Origin of the sequence: Paenibacillus borealis (assembly GCF_000758665.1) — a bacterium.
GTDB classification, from domain to species: Bacteria; Bacillota; Bacilli; order Paenibacillales; family Paenibacillaceae; genus Paenibacillus_AQ; species Paenibacillus_AQ borealis.
Genome location: NZ_CP009285.1, coordinates 1,367,264 through 1,388,224 on the forward strand (window position 1 = coordinate 1,367,264; position 20,961 = coordinate 1,388,224).

At 54.2% G+C, this 20,961-nt stretch carries 16 protein-coding genes; 10 read left to right on the forward strand and 6 right to left on the reverse strand.

Annotated features, from left to right (window positions below; all coding sequences use genetic code 11):
- Positions 1-143 precede the first annotated feature (143 nt).
- From hutH to PBOR_RS05815, 9 genes are all read left to right on the forward strand, one after another.
- Entirely contained in the window at positions 144-1,688 is a 1,545-nt protein-coding gene (hutH, locus tag PBOR_RS05775) for a histidine ammonia-lyase (RefSeq protein WP_042210868.1), read from the forward strand.
- Between the two features lie 552 nt (positions 1,689-2,240).
- The gene (hutU, locus tag PBOR_RS05780) at positions 2,241-3,920 is read left to right on the forward strand and encodes a urocanate hydratase (protein ID WP_042210869.1); all 1,680 of its coding nucleotides are present in this window, start codon (positions 2,241-2,243) and stop codon (positions 3,918-3,920) included.
- On the forward strand, positions 3,920-5,197 hold the full coding sequence (hutI, locus tag PBOR_RS05785) for an imidazolonepropionase (protein ID WP_042210870.1): 1,278 nt from the start codon (positions 3,920-3,922) through the stop codon (positions 5,195-5,197). The genes hutU and hutI overlap by 1 nt, the downstream gene beginning before the upstream one ends.
- Positions 5,194-6,570: a Zn-dependent hydrolase gene (locus tag PBOR_RS05790; RefSeq protein ID WP_245648052.1), complete on the forward strand. Its 1,377-nt coding sequence runs from the start codon at positions 5,194-5,196 to the stop codon at positions 6,568-6,570. Before hutI ends, PBOR_RS05790 begins: the two co-directional genes overlap by 4 nt.
- 12 nt (positions 6,571-6,582) lie before the next feature.
- Positions 6,583-7,905, forward strand: a complete 1,323-nt coding sequence (locus tag PBOR_RS05795) for an amidohydrolase family protein (RefSeq protein ID WP_042210872.1) — start codon at positions 6,583-6,585, stop codon at positions 7,903-7,905.
- A 104-nt stretch (positions 7,906-8,009) separates the two neighbouring features.
- Positions 8,010-8,744 (forward strand): ZIP family metal transporter, encoded by a 735-nt coding sequence (locus PBOR_RS05800; RefSeq protein WP_081971917.1) that lies wholly within the window; start codon positions 8,010-8,012, stop codon positions 8,742-8,744.
- A 51-nt stretch (positions 8,745-8,795) separates the two neighbouring features.
- A complete protein-coding gene (locus PBOR_RS05805) occupies positions 8,796-10,256 on the forward strand; it encodes an O-antigen ligase family protein (protein WP_042210873.1) in 1,461 nt (486 codons plus the stop codon).
- A 149-nt stretch (positions 10,257-10,405) separates the two neighbouring features.
- The gene (locus PBOR_RS05810; RefSeq protein ID WP_157763981.1) at positions 10,406-12,970 is read left to right on the forward strand and encodes an S-layer homology domain-containing protein; all 2,565 of its coding nucleotides are present in this window, start codon (positions 10,406-10,408) and stop codon (positions 12,968-12,970) included.
- A gap of 168 nt (positions 12,971-13,138) precedes the next feature.
- Positions 13,139-13,432 carry a hypothetical protein gene (locus PBOR_RS05815; RefSeq protein WP_042210875.1) on the forward strand — a complete coding sequence of 98 codons (294 nt, stop codon included), beginning with the start codon at positions 13,139-13,141 and terminating at the stop codon, positions 13,430-13,432.
- 143 nt (positions 13,433-13,575) lie between these two features.
- Here PBOR_RS05815 and PBOR_RS05820 read toward each other — a convergent pair whose 3' ends face one another.
- From PBOR_RS05820 to PBOR_RS05835, 4 genes are all read right to left on the reverse strand, one after another.
- Positions 13,576-14,484 carry an aldo/keto reductase gene (locus PBOR_RS05820; protein ID WP_042218969.1) on the reverse strand — a complete coding sequence of 303 codons (909 nt, stop codon included), beginning with the start codon at positions 14,482-14,484 and terminating at the stop codon, positions 13,576-13,578.
- Positions 14,485-14,633: 149 nt separating this feature from the next.
- The gene (locus PBOR_RS05825; protein ID WP_042210876.1) at positions 14,634-15,623 is read right to left on the reverse strand and encodes an aldo/keto reductase; all 990 of its coding nucleotides are present in this window, start codon (positions 15,621-15,623) and stop codon (positions 14,634-14,636) included.
- Positions 15,624-15,831: 208 nt separating this feature from the next.
- Entirely contained in the window at positions 15,832-16,677 is an 846-nt protein-coding gene (locus PBOR_RS05830; protein ID WP_042210877.1) for an AraC family transcriptional regulator, read from the reverse strand.
- Between the two features lie 202 nt (positions 16,678-16,879).
- Positions 16,880-17,191 carry a (2Fe-2S) ferredoxin domain-containing protein gene (locus PBOR_RS05835; protein ID WP_042210878.1) on the reverse strand — a complete coding sequence of 104 codons (312 nt, stop codon included), beginning with the start codon at positions 17,189-17,191 and terminating at the stop codon, positions 16,880-16,882.
- Positions 17,192-17,563: 372 nt separating this feature from the next.
- On the opposite strand from PBOR_RS05835, the gene PBOR_RS38540 reads away from it, so the two are divergent.
- Positions 17,564-18,742 carry a YsnF/AvaK domain-containing protein gene (locus tag PBOR_RS38540; RefSeq protein ID WP_042210879.1) on the forward strand — a complete coding sequence of 393 codons (1,179 nt, stop codon included), beginning with the start codon at positions 17,564-17,566 and terminating at the stop codon, positions 18,740-18,742.
- Between the two features lie 383 nt (positions 18,743-19,125).
- On the opposite strand, the gene glpX is transcribed toward PBOR_RS38540, so the two are convergent.
- On the reverse strand, positions 19,126-20,121 hold the full coding sequence (gene glpX / locus PBOR_RS05845) for a class II fructose-bisphosphatase (protein ID WP_042210880.1): 996 nt from the start codon (positions 20,119-20,121) through the stop codon (positions 19,126-19,128).
- Positions 20,122-20,155: 34 nt separating this feature from the next.
- Positions 20,156-20,956 carry a pyruvate, water dikinase regulatory protein gene (locus tag PBOR_RS05850; RefSeq protein ID WP_042210881.1) on the reverse strand — a complete coding sequence of 267 codons (801 nt, stop codon included), beginning with the start codon at positions 20,954-20,956 and terminating at the stop codon, positions 20,156-20,158.
- Positions 20,957-20,961 lie beyond the last annotated feature (5 nt).

Here is a 20,961-nt window from a genome sequence, read left to right on the forward strand (position 1 = left end):
TTTAGGTATCATTTAGGTATCATCCGCAAGAAAAGAAGCAGCCTGAAACAGAATAAGCCGTAATTTAGCGATTAGTGATATAGAAGCCGGTACCTCTATTAGGGTATGGGCTTTTTCTATTATCCGGGAAGCAGGTGAGGCATATGCTTGAAATAGACAATCAAACCGTCATGATCCGCGGCAATACATTAACCATAGAGGAAGTCGTCAAGGTGGCCCGGTATCACAGAATGGTGGATCTGGGCGAGGAGAGCTGCCGTAAGGTGGACCGTACCCGCAAATATGTGGAGAAGCTCCTGCTGGAGAAAAAAGTGGTGTACGGCCTCACGACCGGCTTCGGCAAATTCAGTGATACGTACATCTCGCCTGAGGACACGAAGCAGCTGCAGCTTAATCTGATCCGCAGCCATTGCTGCGGAATTGGTGAGCCGTTCCCGGAGGAGGTCGTGCGCGCGATCCTGCTGCTGCGGGTGAACGCCTTAGCCCTGGGATATTCCGGCATCCGGCTGGAGGTCATCCAGCTGATGGTGGAGATGCTGAACCGGAATGTTGTGCCGGTGATTCCGGAGAAAGGCTCCCTCGGCGCAAGCGGTGACCTCGCCCCTCTGTCGCATATGGTGCTGGTCCTGATTGGCGAAGGCGAAGCCTATTATCAGGGCGTGCGGATGCCCGGTGGGGAGGCGCTGGCCAAGGCAGGCCTTACGCCGATCGAGCTTGCGGCCAAGGAAGGGCTGGCCCTGATCAACGGGACACAGGTGATGACCGCTGTCGGCACGCTGGCCTGCCGGGATGCGCTGAATCTGGCCAATTGGGCCGACTGCACGGCTGCATTGACCTGTGAGGCGCTGCGGGCGGTCCGGGATGCGTTCGACCCGGCGACGCATGCGGTTCGTCCCCATAAAGGCCAGCGGCAGGTGGCCGATAATATACGCAATCTGACAGCCGGCAGTAAGCTGATGACTAATCAGGGGGAAGTGCGGGTGCAGGATGCCTATTCGCTGCGATGTGCGCCGCAGGTCCACGGCGCTAGCCGCGATGCGCTGGCTTATGTCGCAGAGAAGCTGGAGATTGAGATCAACTCGGCCACGGACAATCCGCTGATCTTCGCGGATGAAGAGAAGGTGATCTCCGGCGGGAACTTCCACGGGCAGCCGGTTGCGCTGCCGATGGATCATCTGTCCATCAGCGCGGCGGAGCTGGCGGATATTGCCGAGCGGCGGATCGAGCGGCTGGTCAATCCGCAGCTGAACGAGGGACTGCCCCCGTTCCTGACGAAGAACGGCGGGCTGCAGTCGGGGTTCATGATCGCCCAGTATGCGGCGGCATCCGTAGTGTCCGAGAATAAATCACTGGCTCATCCGGCCAGTGTGGATTCGATCCCCTCCTCCGGCAACCAGGAGGATCATGTAAGCATGGGCACGATCGGCGCGCGAAAAGCGAAGCAGATCGTCGATAACGCCTACGCGGTGCTGGCGATCGAGCTGCTCTGCGGGGCGCAGGCGGCCGATTTCCGCGGGCCGCAGCTACTGGGGAAGGGCACGAAATGGCTGTATGACCGCTGCCGTGAGCAGATCTCTCCGGTTGACGGGGACCGGGTGCTGTCCGGTGATTTCGCGGTTATCGCCGAATGGATGAAGGAAGCGGATGTGCTGGAGGATTTGTTCGCACTGGTTCCGTTTCATTCCTGATCAAGTCCAGATGCATTCAAGTAACCCTTCAATCGCTGGTGGGGCAAGCAGAATCATTCAATCCGCATAACCGCTTATTTCTGGAGGACGGAGTTCAGCCAATCAAGCCCTTTGGCGAATTTTTAAATGAGGCAATGGGCGGTGATGACACTGTTTGCCCGTAGTTTACGTCTGGAAGCCGGTTGAGACCTGTGGTTCAGCCGATATAGGCATAATTGTTGTACGTTTTGCAACTTTGATACCTGGATACCCGGGTGTTCAGGGGGATTGTTGTACGGAATACAAGAATTCTCCCGCTAAGCCGGCTGGAAGAGGAGGAATGCTGTATTTTCTGCAACAATTTCCGAGTTACGGCCGAATTGATATTGATGAAGGGAATGTTGTATTTTATGCAGGATTTTTAATCAAAATTGTAATTTGCTCTCTTGCGGGGTAACGCTACATTCAACCGCGTATGAAAGTTTCCTGCTGGAAGGGGCGTTAGCTACAGCATTAGCAGTCACCGGAGTCCCGATAAACAGCGTGTTCTATGGAGGAAGGGGAGTTAAGAATATGAGTATGGATGAACAAAGAGTCTGCCGCGCGCCAAGAGGCAGCGTGCTGAACACCAAAGGCTGGGTGCAGGAAGCGGCGCTGCGTATGCTGTTGAATAATCTGGATCCCGAAGTGGCGGAGCATCCGGAGCAATTGGTTGTCTATGGCGGTATCGGCAAGGCTGCGCGCAACTGGGAGAGCTATGATGCGATTGTGCGTTCGCTTAAGGCGCTCGAAGACAACGAAACCCTGCTGATTCAATCGGGCAAGCCGGTGGCCGTCTTCCGCACGCATTGCGATGCTCCGCGCGTGCTGCTGGCGAATTCCAATCTGGTGCCGGCCTGGGCCAACTGGAGCACCTTCTATGAGCTGGACCAGAAGGGACTGATGATGTACGGGCAGATGACGGCGGGCAGCTGGATTTATATCGGTACACAGGGGATTGTGCAGGGGACGTATGAGACCTTCGCGGAGTGTGCGAGACAGCATTTCGGCGGTTCCCTTCAGGGTACGGTCACACTTAGCGCGGGACTAGGCGGCATGGGAGGTGCGCAGCCGCTGGCTGTGACCATGAACGGCGGGGTATTCATCGGCATCGATGTGGACCGGACCCGGATTGAGAAAAGAATCCAGTCCCGCTACTGCGATGTGCTGGCCGAATCTTTGGATGAGGCGCTGGCTCTGGCGGAAGCAGCCCGGGATGCCGGGCAGGCGCTCTCGGTCGGCTTGCTCGGCAATGCGGCAGAAGTGCTGCCGGTGATGTTATCCCGGGGCTTCGTCCCGGATATTCTGACCGACCAGACCTCGGCTCATGATCCGCTGAACGGCTATGTGCCGGAAGGCTTCACTGTGGCTGCAGCGAAGCAGCTTAGAACTCAGGACCCGCAGGGATATATACAATTGGCGCGAAAGAGTATCGCGCGCCACGTCGAAGCTATGCTGGAGCTTATGCAGAGGGGGGCGGTTACCTTCGATTACGGCAATAACATCCGCCAGGTTGCCTATGATGAAGGCGTGAAGCAGGCCTTTGACTTCCCGGGCTTCGTCCCGGCCTATATCCGCCCGCAATTCTGCGAAGGTAAAGGACCGTTCCGCTGGGTCGCCCTGTCGGGTGATCCTGAAGATATCTATAAGACGGATGCGGCTATTCTGAAGGCATTCCCGGATAACGAAGGGCTGCAGCGCTGGATTACTCTGGCGCAGGAGAAGATCTCCTTCCAGGGGCTGCCTGCACGGATTTGCTGGCTCGGCTATGGGGAGCGGGCGAAGTTCGGACGGATCATCAATGATATGGTGGCTTCCGGAGAGCTGTCCGCACCCATTGTCATCGGCAGGGATCATCTTGATGCAGGCTCTGTCGCTTCCCCGAACCGGGAGACGGAAGCGATGTGCGACGGCAGCGACGCCGTGTCCGATTGGCCGCTGCTGAATGCGCTGGTCAATACCGCTGCCGGTGCCAGCTGGGTATCGCTGCACCATGGCGGAGGCGTCGGAATGGGGTATTCGCAGCATGCCGGAATGGTCGTGGTGGCGGATGGAACGAAGGAAGCGGAAGCACGGCTTGAGCGGGTCCTGACCTCAGACCCCGGCATGGGTGTCGTCCGCCATGCGGATGCGGGGTATCCCCTGGCTGTGGAGACGGCCAAAGCCCAGGGAATTGTGATGCCTATGCTGGCAGACCCGGAAGGAGCTAAGTGATGATCTATATTCAGAACGCTGCGCAGCTTGCAACGCTTGGTGGTGCCGGCAATAAGCCGAAGACAGGCAAGGAGATGGAGGAGCTTGGGTTAATCGAGCATGGGGGAATCGTGATCGAAGACGGAATCTTCACCTTCGTCGGCAGTGACGAGAAAGCACGCAGCTATGTGGAGCAGCATGCCGGGAACAGGCAGGTTAGGGTGTTCTCAGCTGAAGGTAAGACCGTGACGCCGGGGCTGGTTGATCCCCATACCCATGCCGTATTTGCCGGCTCAAGGGAGTTTGAGCTGAATCTGCGGCTGCAGGGCGCTAAATACATGGACATTCTAAATGCCGGAGGCGGAATCCTGTATTCCACCGAATGTACACGTGAAGCTACGGAGGAGCAGCTGGTCGCTGAAACCGTGAAACGGCTGGACCGTTTCCTCGCGCATGGAGTGACGACCATCGAAGCCAAGAGCGGCTACGGATTGCGGCTGGAGGATGAGCTCAAGCAGCTGCGGGCGGCCCGGAGACTGGATGCTTCCCATCCAGTGGATGTGGTGTCCACATTCATGGGCGCCCATGCGGTGCCGGTAGAGTATCGCGGAGATGCGGATGGATATGTCCGCTGCGTGATTGAAGAGATGATTCCGGCAGTGGCCCGGGAGGGGCTGGCGGAGTTCTGTGATGTGTTCTGCGAAGAGGGCGTATTCACAGTGGAGCAGTCCAGGGATATTCTGGAGGCGGGCCGGAGCTGGGGGCTGAAGCCCAAGCTCCATGCCGATGAGATTGTCTCCTGCGGAGGAGCAGAGCTGGCCGCAGAGCTGGGGGCAGTGACAGCGGATCATCTGCTGCATGCTTCCGAAGCTGGTATACAGGCGATGGCGGAAAGCGGAGTAATCGCCGTATTGCTTCCCGGCACTGCCTTCTTCCTGATGGCGAAGCCGGCCGATGCCCGGGCGATGATCAATGCCGGTGTGCCGGTCGCGCTGTCTACCGACCGCAATCCCGGCTCCTCCCCGACGGAATCGCTGCCGTTCATTATGAATCTGGCCTGCCTGACGATGGGCATGACTCCGGCGGAGGTGCTGACGGCCTGCACAATCAATGCGGCTCATGCGATCTGCCGTGCGGATGTGATCGGCAGCATTGAGGTGGGCAAACAGGCGGATCTGGTAATGTTCGATGCGCCGAATGTTCTCTACCTCCAGTACCATTATGCAGTGAATCTGGTGGATACCGTGTTCAAGAAGGGTGAGGCAGTCATTCAGAACGGACGGAGGGTATGGGGATGAGAGCCTTGCGGATTAATGCGGAACGTCTGCAGAATAACATCCGGGAGCTGGCCATGTTCGGGCTGAATGAGCAGACCGGAGGGCTGGACCGGACGACCTTCACAGAGGCTGAACTGGCTGCACGGCAGTGGCTTAAGAGTAAGCTGCTCAATCTGCAACTGACGGTCAGGGTAGATGAAGCGGCGAATATCTGGGCCACCCGGAGGGGGGCGGGAGAGGGGACTGCATCGGAAGTAGCGGATGGGCAGGGAATTTCAGATCCGTCAGGAGATTCAGCAGCTTTCGGAGATCCAGCAGCCTCAGCCGGTTTCGGCAGTTCCGGCAATGTACAAAGTTGCCTTCCCGTGATCGCATTCGGCTCCCACATCGATACGGTTCCAAACGGCGGTAAATATGACGGAGCGCTTGGAGTTCTGCTGGCTCTGGAGGTCATGACCGTACTGGAAGAGAACAAGATCAGCACCCGTCATCCGCTGGAGCTGGTATCCTTCAGCGCGGAGGAGCCGAACCCGTTCGGACTGTCTACGTTCGGCAGCCGGGCGGTCTCGGGCAAGCTCACACGAGGTGATCTTGCAGGAGTGCGCAATGATCAGGGGCTGCTGCTGACAGAAGCGCTGCTGCTGGCCGGCGGTGATCCTGAACATTTCGGGAACTGCCGGAGAGAGCCGGCGGAGCTTGCAGCTTTTCTCGAGGTCCATATTGAGCAAGGCAAACGGCTGCTGGACCGGGACATTCCAGTGGGAATCGTCACTGCCATTACGGGGATATACCGCGAGGAGGTTACCGTCACGGGAGAAGCTAATCATGCCGGCACCACCTTGATGCAGGACCGGAAGGATGCGCTGATGGGTGCTTCCGAGATGATGCTGGCGTTCGAAGCGGCATGCCGGAAGCATCCGGCGGATGAAGCCGTAGGCACGATCGGGCGGATCAGCAATGAACCGAATGCCGCTAATATCATTCCGGAGAAGGTGGTCTTTCATCTGGAGGCCAGAGGCGCGGAACGTCAGGAGATTCAGGAGATCATTGAGGTCTGGGGCAAGCAGGCTGAGGAAATTGCCGGAAGCAGAGCCCTCCGGCTGGAGCGGCGGCTGATTCTCGATCAGGCTCCGCAGCCGATGGATGACCTGATCATGGATATGAGTGCTGCACAGGCAGAGGCGCTGGGAATTCCGGTTCTGCACCTGGGCAGCATGGCTGGTCATGATGCGACCCATATGGCTTCGCTGACCCGCGCGGGAATGCTGTTCGTACCGAGTATTGGCGGCAAAAGCCATTGCCCGGAAGAAGAGAGCCGGATCGAAGATATTGAGAAGGCGGGCAACGTACTGCTGCAGTCTATTCTGTTACTCGATGAGCAACTAAGCCGTTAGGAGGAGCAAACCATGCGCGAAATATATTCAGCAGATGTACTGTACACGCAAGACGAATTCAAGAAGAATGGCGCTCTCCTGGTAGACAACGGAATGATTACGGATGTGGGAGAACGTGAAGAGCTGCTGGGCCGCTACCCTGATGCGAGGCACATTCATTGGGAGGGCAGAGCTATTGTTCCGGGCACTGTTAATTCACATAATCACTCTTTCCAGAGCCTGCTGCGCGGGATAGCGATTGATAAGCCGTTTCTGGATTGGCGGGATCAGGCCCTGTACAAGTACACACCGCTTCTCGATGAAGAGGCCATCTATACCGGCGCGCTGCTTGCCTTCGGGGAGATGCTGCGCTATGGAATCACGACAGTCTGTGATTTCTTCTATGTGCATAACGGCGGGACTGTCTATGATGAAGCCGTGATCCGGGCCGCGGGTGATCTGGGGATCCGGCTTGTATTTGCCCGCACCATGTATGACTGGACAGGTGCGCCGCTGGCTTACCGGGAGACGGTTCCGGAGGCTGTGGAACGGACGCGGTCACTTGCCACGAAGTATCAGGGCAATCCCATGGTTACAGTGCATCCGGCTCCGCATAGCCCGCATGCGGCTTCACCGGAGATGATTAAGGCCGGGCATAAGCTGGCTATGGAGCTGGATACGCCTTTTCATATCCATGTGGCGGAAGAAATGTTCGAGGTAGAAGAGATCCAGCGTGACTATGGCCTGCGGCCTGTGCATTATCTGGATTCCCTGGGCGTTCTCGACGAGCGGATGATTGCGGTTCATCTGGTCTGGCTGGAGGATTCCGAGATTGAGCTGATTGGCGCAAGACGCGGGTCGCTGGCATACTGTCCGTCCAGTAATATGTTTCTGGCTGACGGGGTGACCCGCATTCCAGACCTGCTGAAGGCAGGCGTCAGAGTGACACTCGGGACTGACGGAGGCTGCAGCAATAACCGGATCAGCGTGTATGAGGAGATGCGCATGTGTGCGCTTTTGCAGAAGGTCAGCCGGCTGGACGGTACCTGCATCACCGCCGGGCAGGTGTACCGGATGGGTACCCGGAGTGCCGGGGAAATTCTGCGGCTGCCGGTGGGCTCACTCGAAACCGGGCAGTATGCCGACTTTGCTGCACTCGACCTGCAGGATCTGTCGCTGGCTCCGAAGCAGGAGTTGTTCGCGAACATGGTCTATGCCATGCAGCCGGGAGCGATCCGGACAGTAGTCGTGGGCGGGAAGGTGGTTTTTGAAGAAGGAGAGATCAAGGCAGTATCCGGGGCAGCCATAGGCGGGCGGGTAGACCGGTTGTTTGAGAGATGGGCGAAGCTGGAGTAATTGACGATCTATATGAAAAGAAAATAATGGAATTCAGGTTATATTTAAGGCTGCCGGAAGCATAAGCTTGTCTATAAGTCCTGTCCACAAAAGGGGTTGAAGACTTGGCGACTGCACTTCTAGGCAGCTTTTTATCTGCAATGGCTACGGTTCTTGGCGTGATTCCCATCCTGTTCGTGAAGCGGCTGTCAGAGCTGTGGAAGGATGTGCTGGTAGCCTTTACCGCCGGTATTATGGTGTCTGCGACCACCTTCGGACTGATGCCGCAGGCGATCAAGGAGTCGGGAATCATTGCTCTTACCCTTGGCCTGATTACCGGGGTGCTTCTGCTCGATCTGATCGAGAGCCATATTCCGCATATTGATGTGGAGAACAAGCCCGGTCTCAGCAATCTGGATTCCAAAGCGCTGCTCGTGATGATTGCGCTGTTCATTCATAATATTCCCGAGGGGCTGAGTACCGGCTTCAGCTATGCCAGTGAGCAGGCAAGCCTGGGTCCGATGGTGGCTATTGCGATCGGTGCCCAGAATATGCCGGAGGGCCTGATCCTCGCCGTCTTTCTGATGAATGCCCGCGCGACCCGGCGCAAAGCACTGACCATTGCTGCCCTGACCGGCCTGATGGAGATGGTATCGGCGGTCATCGGGTATTTTACAGCCAGCTATGTGCAGAATGTGGTCGGTTACGGGCTGGCCTTCGCGGCCGGAGCGATGCTCTTCATTGTCTATAAGGAGCTGATCCCGGAGAGCCACGGCCATGGGTATGAGCGGCCTTCGACTTATTCGTTTATATTCGGGTTGCTGGCGATGGTATATATTACAACGTTTTTTGGGGGATGAAGGATCTGCATAGAGGTTTTTCCGCAAAGTCTGTCGAAAAAGTCTATTACTATGGCGAAAATAAAATCTTTGGCAGCAATGCCTTACTATGTTGTACTGATCTATATGATTGCGGGGTTGCTTGGAGCGGGTTATTTTCATACCCGGTCCTTTTTGGTGTTGGATGTTCTGCTGTATGCTGCTGCGTTTAGCTGTATTCTACACTCCGGCAGGGTAATGCTGCTGCCTGTGCACGTTCTTCTGCTGGTATTCACGGCGATGTATTGGATATCTGCGGTTTGGGCGGTTGATCTTGAACAGGCGGTGCTGGAGGCGGCCAAAATATCGTCGCTGCTCCCGTTGTCTTTGCTGTTTGCCACACTGTCATCGAAGCAGCGGGACCGGGTATGGTCGGCATGGGCCTGGTGCGGTGCAGCGCTGACCTTATGGGGACTAGTCTTTGGCTTGTTCAGGGAGGGAAGACTGGAATCGACGCTTGGGTATGCGAATAGCTATGCTGTGATAGCAGCGGCAGCCATAGCGGCCGGTTGGCGCGCTTATCAGCTATCGGGATATAAACGTTACTGGCTGGCCTGCGTTGTCACCTCTGGGGGGCTGCTGCTCTCCGGTTCCAGGGCTGTGATTATTCTGGCTGTCATTGGGGCGGTGCTTTATGTAGGGATTACTGGGCAGAACAAGAAGATTGCAATGTTGGGTGCTCTGACAGCGGCGGTCTTGTTAGGGGGCGGCATTGCCTTGAGCATCTGGAGCGGCGAGGCAGCTTATCGGGAGATTGCCTGGAATGCCCCTGAGTTCGCGTTGCGCCGGATCTATTGGAATGATGCGCTGCAATTATGGAGGAAGCATTGGCTGCTCGGTGTAGGAGGGGGCGGCTGGGCCGTGCTGTACCCTTCCGTATTTGTGAAATACGCACATCAGCAGTATTTGCAGGTTGCTTTGGATACCGGAATACTGGGAGGCTTGACCTTCATTGCGATGATTGCCGGTTCGCTTTGGGCAGGTTTGCGCAGAGGGCACTCAGGACGGAGTACCCTGCTGGTAATTCTCTTGTTTGGTATCCATATAGCCTTTGACATCGACTTGGCTTATCCGCTGATCTTCGGGCTGTTTATTATGCTCCTTACCGGAGCAGAGGCTGAGGGTTTCTCTGCCAGACCATTCCGCTTCTCCCGCTGGACGGGTGCAGTTACAGCACTGCCGGTGCTCTGCGCTATAGTGGCTTTTACATGGCTGACCCTGGGTTATAACCGGCTTGCCGGAGGAGAATCGCAGATGCTCAGGAAGGACTGGCATAAGGCGGAGCAATCCTTGCTGGGAGCAGACAAAGCACTGCCATGGTCTCATGAGACACACTATCAGCTGGCAGCCTTGTATTCAGCAATAGCTCAAGATAAGGGAGATGCAATATATATGGACAAGGCCGTACAAGAGATGCAGACTGCCTCGGATATGATCCCGGAGAACAGAAATTATAAAGCGATGTTGAAGCAGGCAGAGAAACAGCAAGAATGACTGTTTATATATTAAAAATCACATTGTAATATTCTGGAGTTCCTCGTATAGTAGTGAAGGATTTTCCAAATTCGAATCCTACATATCCGCCGGGGGGAATTATTCTGCACAACATTTTACGTAAAATTAGCGCTTCGCTTGCAGTTCTTATGCTGCTGGCACTGAGCGCGCCTGTACTGACCTATGCGGCCAGTATACTGAAAGTTTATTACAATGCTTCAACAGGAGAGATTTCCGGTGTGATTTATTCCGATCGGGAGGATATTTCACTGAGTCTGGATAACACCGATGGAAGCAAGGTTCAAGTTCCTGGATCAGTCATTGGGGAGGTCTACCATTCTAACAGCGCGCATATATACTGGGCTAAGGTGAATGGAAATATTGCCACCGGGCTGATTCCCGGAAGTGCAACTGTAGAAGCGGGCGATATCAGACAGTTTAACGCAAGTGTAACGGGGGATGTGTATTCTTTTGATAACAAGGTCACTACTCCGTATATCGAGAACCACTGGTACAGATTCCTGAATAAAACTACGATGGTAGCTCCATATTGGCTTACTGAGGACGGGTTTGGTTTGGCTCATTATAATATCTATGACAACAACCAGCTTATGGCTTCAACTAAGAGTTATTATCGCGATTTCTATAACCTGCCTTATAATTCTCTCCACAGGTTCGAACTTACTTCGGTAGATTTACTGGGTCATGAGTCAGAACGCTACAGCTATCCTATGTATGCTCCCTCTCTAGTACCGGAAGGCAAAGTTCTGCTCAGCGGCAAAAAAAGAGGTGCGGCCCTGATGCCTAATGACGAAATGCTGGCATTCAGACCCAGCTCACAGCATTTGGATACAGATCCGGGATTCAGCTTCCAGCTGACATTGCCGGGAGCTCAGGCTGCTGATTTCTCCCATTTTCCGTATTTATTTGATGCAAATGAAATAGCGGCTTCCGATTTTGAGCTTGCAGATGATTCCGGGCGGATTTACCAGGTGGATTACTTTAATTTTGAGGATGATACCTTTCATTTTGGATTTGCCGGCCAGTTAAATACGGATAGTATGTATACTTTGCGGCTTTCATCAACGGCATCCGGCAAAGAGATTCATTTGCCTGATATCAATTCAAGATATGGATGGCTCTATCTTTACTTAAACAGCTCCAAAGACGATGTCCCTTACACCTTTGATTATTTTCCTGAGAATATTTCCCTAGGGCTTTTCCCGGACAAGCCAACAGGGTTCGCAGCAGCACCAGGGAACGGGACGTTGAATCTGACCTGGAACAGCAATACAGAAGCCGATCTGGACGGATATCTTGTATGGCTTGACGGTCAATTATTGACGGAATCGCCTATTCATCAAACGAATTATCTGATTCAGGGATTACAAAACGGTAAAAATTATCATGTGAACGTTGCTGCCGTAAATAAAGCCGGGGACCAATCCTATCAGGCCTATCTTTTCCCGGCTCCGCAGAGCACGGGAAGCGGTACGGTTGGCGGTGGAAGTAATACTGGTGGTGGAGGCGGCGGTGGCGGTGGTATCGCCAGCCCGGCTACTACCGGGGCCGCTTCAACTCCAGCAGCTCCTGTAATCACCGTTGTTGACACAGCAGGTGTTGCGAAGCCGCTGGGCACGGTGTTGAACAGTGAGAATGGCAAGACTACAGTTTCCGTAGCCAGTGACATTAAGCAGCTGTTGCTGCCGGCTGGCTTGGTGCCAATTGATAAAAATAACGCTCTGGCCGTTGTCAAAGATGACTTGTCCATTCAAATTCCGGGTGGAGTACTGGACCAGCTGAAAGGCCTGGTTCCGGCAGAGGCATGGAAGGATGCCAAGGTCTCTGTTGAATTTTCTCCACTGACCAGTGAGGAAATTGCCAAGAAGACGGACGCTATTACCGCAAAATCGTCAAATACGATAATTACTTCCGCAGGTGCTGCTTTCGACATAGGATTATCGCTGATTACAGCGGACGGGAAAGTAACCAAGTTGTCCAAGCTTGACCTGCCGGTTACACTGAAGCTGAAGGTTAATGCAGGCGCGGACGGTAATCTGACGGGGATTTATTACTTAGGTGACCAAGGAGACCTGCAATACATGCCTGGACGTCTAGATAATGGCTTCTGGATTGCGGAAACCAGCCATTTCAGTCCATATGCCGTACTGCAATACAGCAAGACGTTCAGCGATATTCCGGCGGCTCATTGGGCGGCTGCCGCTATACAGTCTATGGTTGCTAAGCAAGTGGTCACGGGTACAAGTGATAAGGCCTTCTCTCCGAACCAGAATGTAACACGTGCTGAATTTGCAGCATTTATTGCCCGGAGCCTGGGTCTGAAATCAGGGAGTGCAGGCAGCTTCACTGATGTGGCTTCCACCAAATGGTATGCCGGTGAGATCGCCGCTGCCGCAGAGGCGGGCATTGTAAGCGGTACTTCCGGATCAAGTTTTGCACCGGATCAGCCGATTACCCGGCAGGAGATGGTAGCGATGCTGATGAAAGCTTATGTATACAAAAACAAGACACCGCTCAATGCAGGAGAACCGGAGATTAAATTTACCGACTATAGCGCCATCGCTGCCTGGGCACGGCCATATGCCAGCGCTGCCCAGAATCTTGGGCTGGTCCTGGGACAAGGCGGCAACAAATTTAATCCTTTGAAGAATGCTACGCGTGCTGAAGCGGTACAATTGATCTCCAAACTATAGATTCACAGATTCTCAATATTCAGACCGCCTGTGGTGCCAGACACCAGGCGGTTTTTTGTATTGGAATTGAATCTTCGCACCATTTGCGTCTGTTCCCGAAAGCAGCTATACTGGCTTTTATCCCAGCGATTCATAGAGCGCTAGCTTGAAGATGGAAGGTGTGATTTGATGGACAGACTAACCTGGGAAGCTTTACTGACATTTTTACTCTTGATTGCTGGCTTCATAAGCTTGTATGCTGCGATTCATAAACGGACAACCTTTGCCCGTTACAGTATGACGGTTCTGCTGGTCGCCAGCGGGGCGCCGCTCGCGGTGATGCTGGTGCTGGAGAGCAGAAGAGACGCTCTCGATGCGAATATTGGGCTGGGCATGGCTTTTTTGCTGACGTGGCTTATTACTGCCCTGGTATTTGCAGCTTCAGTGATCATATGGATCGTTAAGAAAAGAAAGAACGTTTAACCTAATCTATCCTTGTAATCTCAAAATTCTCTCCCGTTTGTATGAAAAAGAAGCTGTCCAGTGACTGCAGATTTCCTGCAGCTTCAATGGCAGCTTCTTTGGCTTAAATAAAGGAAATCCTTGTACTAAAGAAAGATTCCATTCTACAAGTGCAGTGTATACCGTCCAGCCTTGTTCACCTTACGGACAGCCTCAAGCTCAAGATCAGAGAGCGGCGGTGAGGTGGCGGATGCAATATTCTGCCGCAGCTGTGCAAGGCTGCTCGCCCCCGGAATAATCGCGGCAACGGCAGGATCGGCCAGCGGATATTGCAGTGCCGTCTGCGTCAAGGTGCGGGTGAGGGTAGTCTGCTGCATCAGCTGGCCGTGCAGCTCTGACAGCTCCGCAGCAGTGTAATCCAGATATGCCCGCTCTACCTTGCTGCCGCCATGTTCTGTCAGGATGCCGCTGGCCAGCGGTCCCCGCGCAATCAGGCTGATGCCCCCGCGGGCCAGCAGCGGAAGGATGCTCTCCTCCGGGCGTCTGTCGAGGATGCTGTACTGGCTCATCACGCTGACAATTCCCGAGCGCTGCACATATTCCCGGATGACATTCGGCCGGATGGAGGAAATCCCGTAATGACGGATTACCCCTTCCTGCTTCAGTTCCTCAAAAGCTTCAATAGTCTCGTCAATCTCATCTTCCAGCGTTCCCCCGTGCAGCTGATACAGATCGATATAATCGGTCTGCAGCCTGCGCAGACTCTCTTTCACCGCCAAGCGGATATAGGCTTTGGAGGCATCCCAGCTCCAGCCCTCTTTGCCGGGAATTCTGCGGTTGCCCACCTTGGTGGACAGAATCACATCTGCACGGCGGTGCCGGATCGCCCGGCCGACGATTTCTTCATTGCGGCCTTCATCGTAGAGATCGGCGGTATCCAGGAAATTGATCCTGTGGTCAAGGGCTTCGTGAATAATAGCAGCAGCCTTCGCTTCATCCGTCCCCAGCGTCATGCAGCCGAGGCCCATGGCACTTACATATAAATCGGATTGTCCCAAACGGTTAGTGTTCATCTGTCGTCCTTTCGTTACTGTAATTGTGTCTATTATATCATTGTGATGCACAAAAACGGCAATCCTGCCGCCGCTGACTGTCAGCCGGACGGGCAGGATTGCCGTCATTAGTAAGAATAGATGTTGTCTATCAGTCTTCCGGTGCCGGATTATCCGCGCAGAATGTTCTCGATCTGCTCCAGCTCTTCCGCACTCAGCTCAGGCGCATTCAGGGAAGCTACAGCATCTTCGATCTGGCTGACTTTGCTCGCGCCGATCAGCGCGGAAGTCACTTTGCCGCCGCGGAGCACCCAGGACAAGGCGAGCTGGGACATCTTCTGCCCGCGGGCTGCAGCAATATCGTTCAGCTTGCTTACCTTGGCGATCACCTCGGCAGTGATCTCCTTCTCGGAGAGGAACACGCTTGGTCCGGCTGCGCGCGAATCTGCGGTGATGCCGTTCAGGTAACGGTCGGTCAGGATACCCTTTTGCAGCGGAGAGAAGGCGATGGTGCCGATGCCTTCTTCCTCGAGCACATCCTGCAGCCCGTCTTCGATCCAGCGTGACATCATCGAGTAGTTCGGCTGATGAATCAGGCAAGGAGTGCCCAGACGGCGGAGAATCTGCGCCGCCTGCCGCGCTTCCTCAGGTCTGTAGTTCGAGATTCCTACGTACAGCGCTTTACCCTGGCGTACAAGCAGGTCCAGTGCAGACATGGTTTCTTCCAGCGGCGTATTCGGATCTGGACGGTGGTGATAGTAGATATCCACATAATCCAGGCCCAGCCGCTTCAGGCTCTGGTCCAGACTGGAAACGAGATTCTTCTTGGAACCCCATTCGCCGTACGGGCCGGGCCACATATAGTATCCGGCTTTGCTGGAGATGATCAGCTCATCGCGGTAAGCGGCGAGATCCTTCTTCAGAATCTGTCCGAAGCTCTCTTCGGCCGAACCTGCGGGCGGACCGTAGTTATTGGCGAGATCGAAGTGGGTAATCCCGAGGTCGAAAGCGCGGCGGACCATGGCCCGGCCGTTCTCGAACACATCATTGCCGCCGAAATTATGCCACAGCCCCAGCGAAATCGCCGGCAGCAGCAGGCCGCTCCGGCCGGTGCGGTTGTATTTCATAGTGTCATAGCGTTCAGGATTAGCGATATACATATTTTTCCTCCTAAAATTATTTAGCTTATTCTTCCGCAGCTGAGCTTCGTACAAAACTCGCTTCGAAAGCATACCCTAAGTTCTGTAATTTAATGTGTACACACTGGCGCTCCCTATCCGGGAGATGTTAGCGTTTGCTTCTCCGGCCAGGCCACGCTCTTATTGTAGCGAATCCGCGCGGATAATCGTATGTCAGCATGGATGATGTTTATAGAACAATGTCAGTATCGGTGTGACGGATGCGGTACTCTTTGGGGGAGCAGCCTTTTACCTTTTTGAACATACGGGAAAAGAGCAGTGCGTCCTGATATCCGACAGAATGCGAGATCTCGCCGATGGTACAGCTGGTTTCGGTCAATAATTCACAGGCTTTGGCGATCCGGAAATTAAGCAGATACTGCTGCGGCGGAAGGCCGATGGTCCGTTTGAACAACGTGGAGAGATACTTGCGGTCCAGCTTCAGGGAAGCGGACATGCTCTCCACGGTAACATTCTCACAGTAGTGGGCGTGCAGGTAGTGGAGGCATTGCTCGACATAGACACTCTTTTGGCGCGGAATCACATGGCTTGCGGTGGCCGGAACCGTGCGCAGCAGCAGGGATAAGAACTCATAGAGGATCACCTTGAGCGGCAGATCCATAACATCCTGGCAATCGGCGGCTTCAGACAGCCTCTCGAACAGGGAAGGCATAAGCTCTTGATCCATCGGGAATACGGGCTGCTCCGGTGACAGTGAAGTCCGCGACAGCAGATATCCGGCTTCTTCTCCGGTAAACGCAATCCATGAGTAGGTCCAGGGGCTGTCCTGGTCTGCGGCATAATGAGTCACCACATGAGGATAGATGAGGAAGGCTTGTCCGGCCCCCAGCGTGTGGCTCGTTTCCCCGACAACGATTCTACCGGTTCCTTCGTGAATGAAGTGGATTTTGTATAAATCACGGACACCGGGTCCGACGGAATGGCCGGGTGCGCATTGCTCCTGTCCCCAATAATGAAGATGAAGATCGGGACTGGTACGGTGTGGACGATGGGAATTATATTTGAATATGGCCATGCTTCAGCCTCTTTCCTGTATAGGGAGTGTTCTTCACATATAAAGTAAAGCGTATATTCTCCATTATACATCAGTTCCACCAAGGCCGATCAACTGCAAAATAACCCCAAGGCACATACGCCGCAAAAAGTCCCAGCTCCGCTGAAAGGGAGAGGGACCATACGTACATATTCATAACATAGACGCCGGAGTTTGGGCAGGGTCAGGCTTCCATTTTCAGCATAACCAGCTCTTCCACAGGCACACCGTTCACCAGATGCTCCTCCACAATGCGCGCCACATCATCTGTAGTCACATTGTAGTACCAGATTCCATCAGGATATACGATAACAAAAGGCCCGTTGCCGCATAGGCCGAGACAGCTGGTTTTGTTGATTTTGACCGTTTTGTTAATCCCTTGCTCTACCATCTGCTCTTTGAATTCCTGCATGACCTCTTCAACATCCTGGTTATTACAGTGTTCGCTGCAGCAGAAAAGTAAATGTTTCTTGAGCACCTTCAAACGCATATTCATCGCGGTTCCCCCTAAATGATATCTGAGTGGCTGACCTGTCTTATGAGGAGTATAGTCTCTTTTGGCGGCGCTGTAATGAGGTTATGGACATTGTTCTAAAAGGCTTAATAAATGCCATGAGACGGATAATTAAGTGTTATCTAATCTGACTCCGATCCGGAGAATATGAGTGAAATGTGTCTGGAAAATAATAAATAGTCTGAATGTAAATTATTTCCCGGTCATTTCCTGTTTCATAAATATAATTGGGGAACCTGCTTAAATTATGAAATAATTCAGTTTCGCGGGTGCCCGTTTGGTTAAGTAAGGGATGTGAAAGTTAAGTGAGACCAACCATGATTCACAAAAATCAGCTACCAGGAGGGAATCGTTATGAATAAGAAAATTGTAGGTGTATTCTATACCGAGCATGAAGCTTCACGGGCCATTGAAGACTTGAAGAGTCACGGGTTTCTGACAGAGGATATCTCAGTGATAGCGAGAAACAAACGTGATGTTGAAGCAATCAGTGATGAGACAGGAACCAAGGCGCCTGAGGGTATGGCTTCCGGAGCAGCAACAGGCGGTATACTCGGCGGTGTCACCGGGCTGCTGGCAGGCATCGGCGCACTGGCGATACCGGGGATCGGGCCCATTATTGCAGCGGGACCGATTGCGGCAACCTTGACAGGAGTGGCTGTAGGCGCAGGAACCGGCGGTCTGGTGGGCGGTCTGATCGGGCTTGGTATTCCGGAGGATGAAGCAGAGAGTTACGACAACTATGTAGATGAAGGCCGCATTCTGGTCATGGTCGATGCTGATAACACGCGGGCAAGTGATGTGTACTCTGTATTCCGCAACCATAATTCAGCGAACGCCGACCGTTATGCGGATGATTATAATACAACCGCGGATGCTGCGGATGCTGCACGTCATTCGGTAACAGATACCGTGGATGCCGCGTTCAACGGCTCGGGTCTTGAAGGCAGGGACGATACAGGACTGGATACCATGAATTCGGCTACGGAGCATGATCTTCCCGGCACGAGAGCGCTGGATGATGTGAACCGGCCGGGGATGACCGGAGATGCATATTCCGGTACGCCGGGTGGCATAGGCGGGACACTGGATAGTACACGAACCGGAGAGTTCAATGATCTGGATGAAGACCGCAAGCTGCGCCTGCGTGAAGAACAGCTGGATGTATCCAAGAACAAGGTGCAGACTGGCGAGGTCAACGTGCGCAAGGAAATCATCGAAGAGCAGAAGACGATTAATGTTCCGGTTACCCATGAAGAGATTGTCATTGAGCGGCGTGCCGTGAATAATGACTCCACAGCAGAGCCGATTGGTGCGGATGAGACGATCCGAATCCCGGTGAGCGAGGAGCAGGTGGAGGTCCAAAAGAATACGGTCGTTACCGGTGAGGTGGAGATTCACAAACGTGAGGTTCAGGGAACCGAGCAGGTACAGGATACGGTCAGACGCGAAGAAGCGCGGGTCGACAAGAGCGGTGAAGTGAAGGTGGACGGCAGTGACGAGCTGCTTAGAGACCACAGCCGTACCCGTTAAATAGCAGCGGGAACGGCCTTGGCGTCACTTTAAGCATGAAACTGTTTCAGCGAGAAAACAAAAGGGTTTCCGAAAAGTCCAGCCGGACTTCCCGGAAACCCTTTTGTACATCCATTGAACCGGTAATCTTCGGAGCAGAATGAAATTCTGCTTGAAGCAGAGGATCCAATCCAGCGAGGCTTTAACTGTATTTCCTGCAACTAAAATCACCGATAATTGCCTGGGAAGTGCTTTAGTTGCACTTTCTACAATTATATTGACCGGTTTGTCTCCATAGGATCAGCTCATGCTTTTTTAGCTGTACAGAATACACTTAGCGTAATGAATCTGGGCGTATACCTTGTTATAACTGTACGAAATACAATTATCCGCTGCCCCTGTGCCTACATAAAGGCCGCATTGGCTCTGGCCGGAGTAATAGCCGGAATCTCTTTGCCGGGCAGGAAGTGAATGCTGCGGATGTAACGGATCGTGCGGCTCTGAGCCCGCATGATTACCGAATGGGTCTCGGCACGTTCCTTGCCGATGAAGCGGACGCCGCTGAGAAACTCGCCGGAGGTGACCCCGGTTGCGGCGAAGATGACATCGCCGGTACCTACCATATCCTCCATGGACAGTACCCTTGCCGGGTTATCCAGGCCCATCTGCAGGCAGCGCTGCATCTCAAAAGGGCCTTCGGGCAGCAGCCTGCCCTGAAGCTCGCCGCCCAGGCAGCGCAGTGCGGCGGCGGCGAGTACGCCTTCCGGGGCTCCGCCTGAGCCCATGTACAGATCCACATCGCTGTCCGGCAGCGCAGCGGCAATGGCCCCGGCGACATCGCCGTGATTGATCAGCTTGATACGCACTCCTGCTTCACGCAGGATGCTGATCAAGCCTTCATGCCGCTTGCGGTCCAGCACCATCACCGTCAGCTCGGAGAGCGCTTTGCCGGTGATCATGCTGGCCTTGCGCAGCGTCACTTCGGCAGGATCGTCCAGGCTTAGCCTGCCCGCCAGTTCCGGTCCGCAGGCCAGCTTCTCCATATAGATGTCGGGTGCATGCAGCAGGCTGCCCTTGTCAGCAATCGCGATTACCGACTGTGCATTATGCAGTCCGCAGGCAACGACCTCGGTCCCTTCCAGCGGATCTACCGCTACATCGACGGAAGGGCCGTTCCGGTTGCCGACCCGTTCTCCGATGTAGAGCATCGGCGCCTCATCCATCTCGCCTTCGCCGATCACCACAGTTCCGTCAATGGAGACAGAATCGAACATGGAACGGATTGCGGTTGTGGCAGCATCATCCGCCGCATGTTTGTCGCCCCGGCCAATCCAGCGTGCTGAGGATAAAGCACCCAATTCAGTGACCCGTACAATTTCCAGTGCCAATTCGCGTTCCATAATGATTCCCTCCAGTATAGTTAGAATGGTTAAATTAGATATAACCCATGATGATGCCGGCGGTTTCTTCAATCGCCTTATCCGTAATGTCAATGACCGGGCAGCCCAGCTTGGCGAATAGTGTTGCCGCATATTCCATTTCTTCGGTAATCCGCTCCAGGCTGGCATACTGCGAGCCGGCAGGCAAGCCCAGCATCTTCAGCCGCTCGGAGCGGATCTTCAGCATGTACTCCGGCTTCATGGTCAGGCCGATGATCCGGTTCGGTGGCAGACTCAGCAGCTGCTGCGGCGGGCCGACCTCCGGGACAACCGGATAATTCACAACCTTCTTGCCGCGGTGGGCCAGAAAGATGCTGAGCGGTGTCTTCGAGGTGCGGGACATCCCGAGCAGAACAATATCCGCCTTCAGCATGGCCCCGAGATCCCGTCCGTCATCGCAGGCGACGGTGAATTCTATGGCCTCGATCCGGTTGAAGTACGCCTCGTCCAGCTGATGCAGCAGTCCGGGCCGGGCCTCGGGTGCATGGTCGAAGGTATCGATGAAGGCCTGCATCATCGGGCCCATGATATCGACAATCCGCAGATCAAGGCGGACCGCCTCCTCGCGAATCATCTCCCGCAGCTCCGGCTGCACCAGGGTGTAGGCTACGAAACCCTGAAGCTGAGCGGTTTCTTCCATTAACTTACGCAATTCATCTTCATGTCTGACGTTGCCGTATCTTCTGATGGTGACACGCTGATTCTGAAATTGGTGTATGACGGCCTGCACGACAGCTTCCGCCGTATCCCCAATAGAATCTGAGCATATCGTAATGTAATGAGTGGATGGCTCCATGCTCT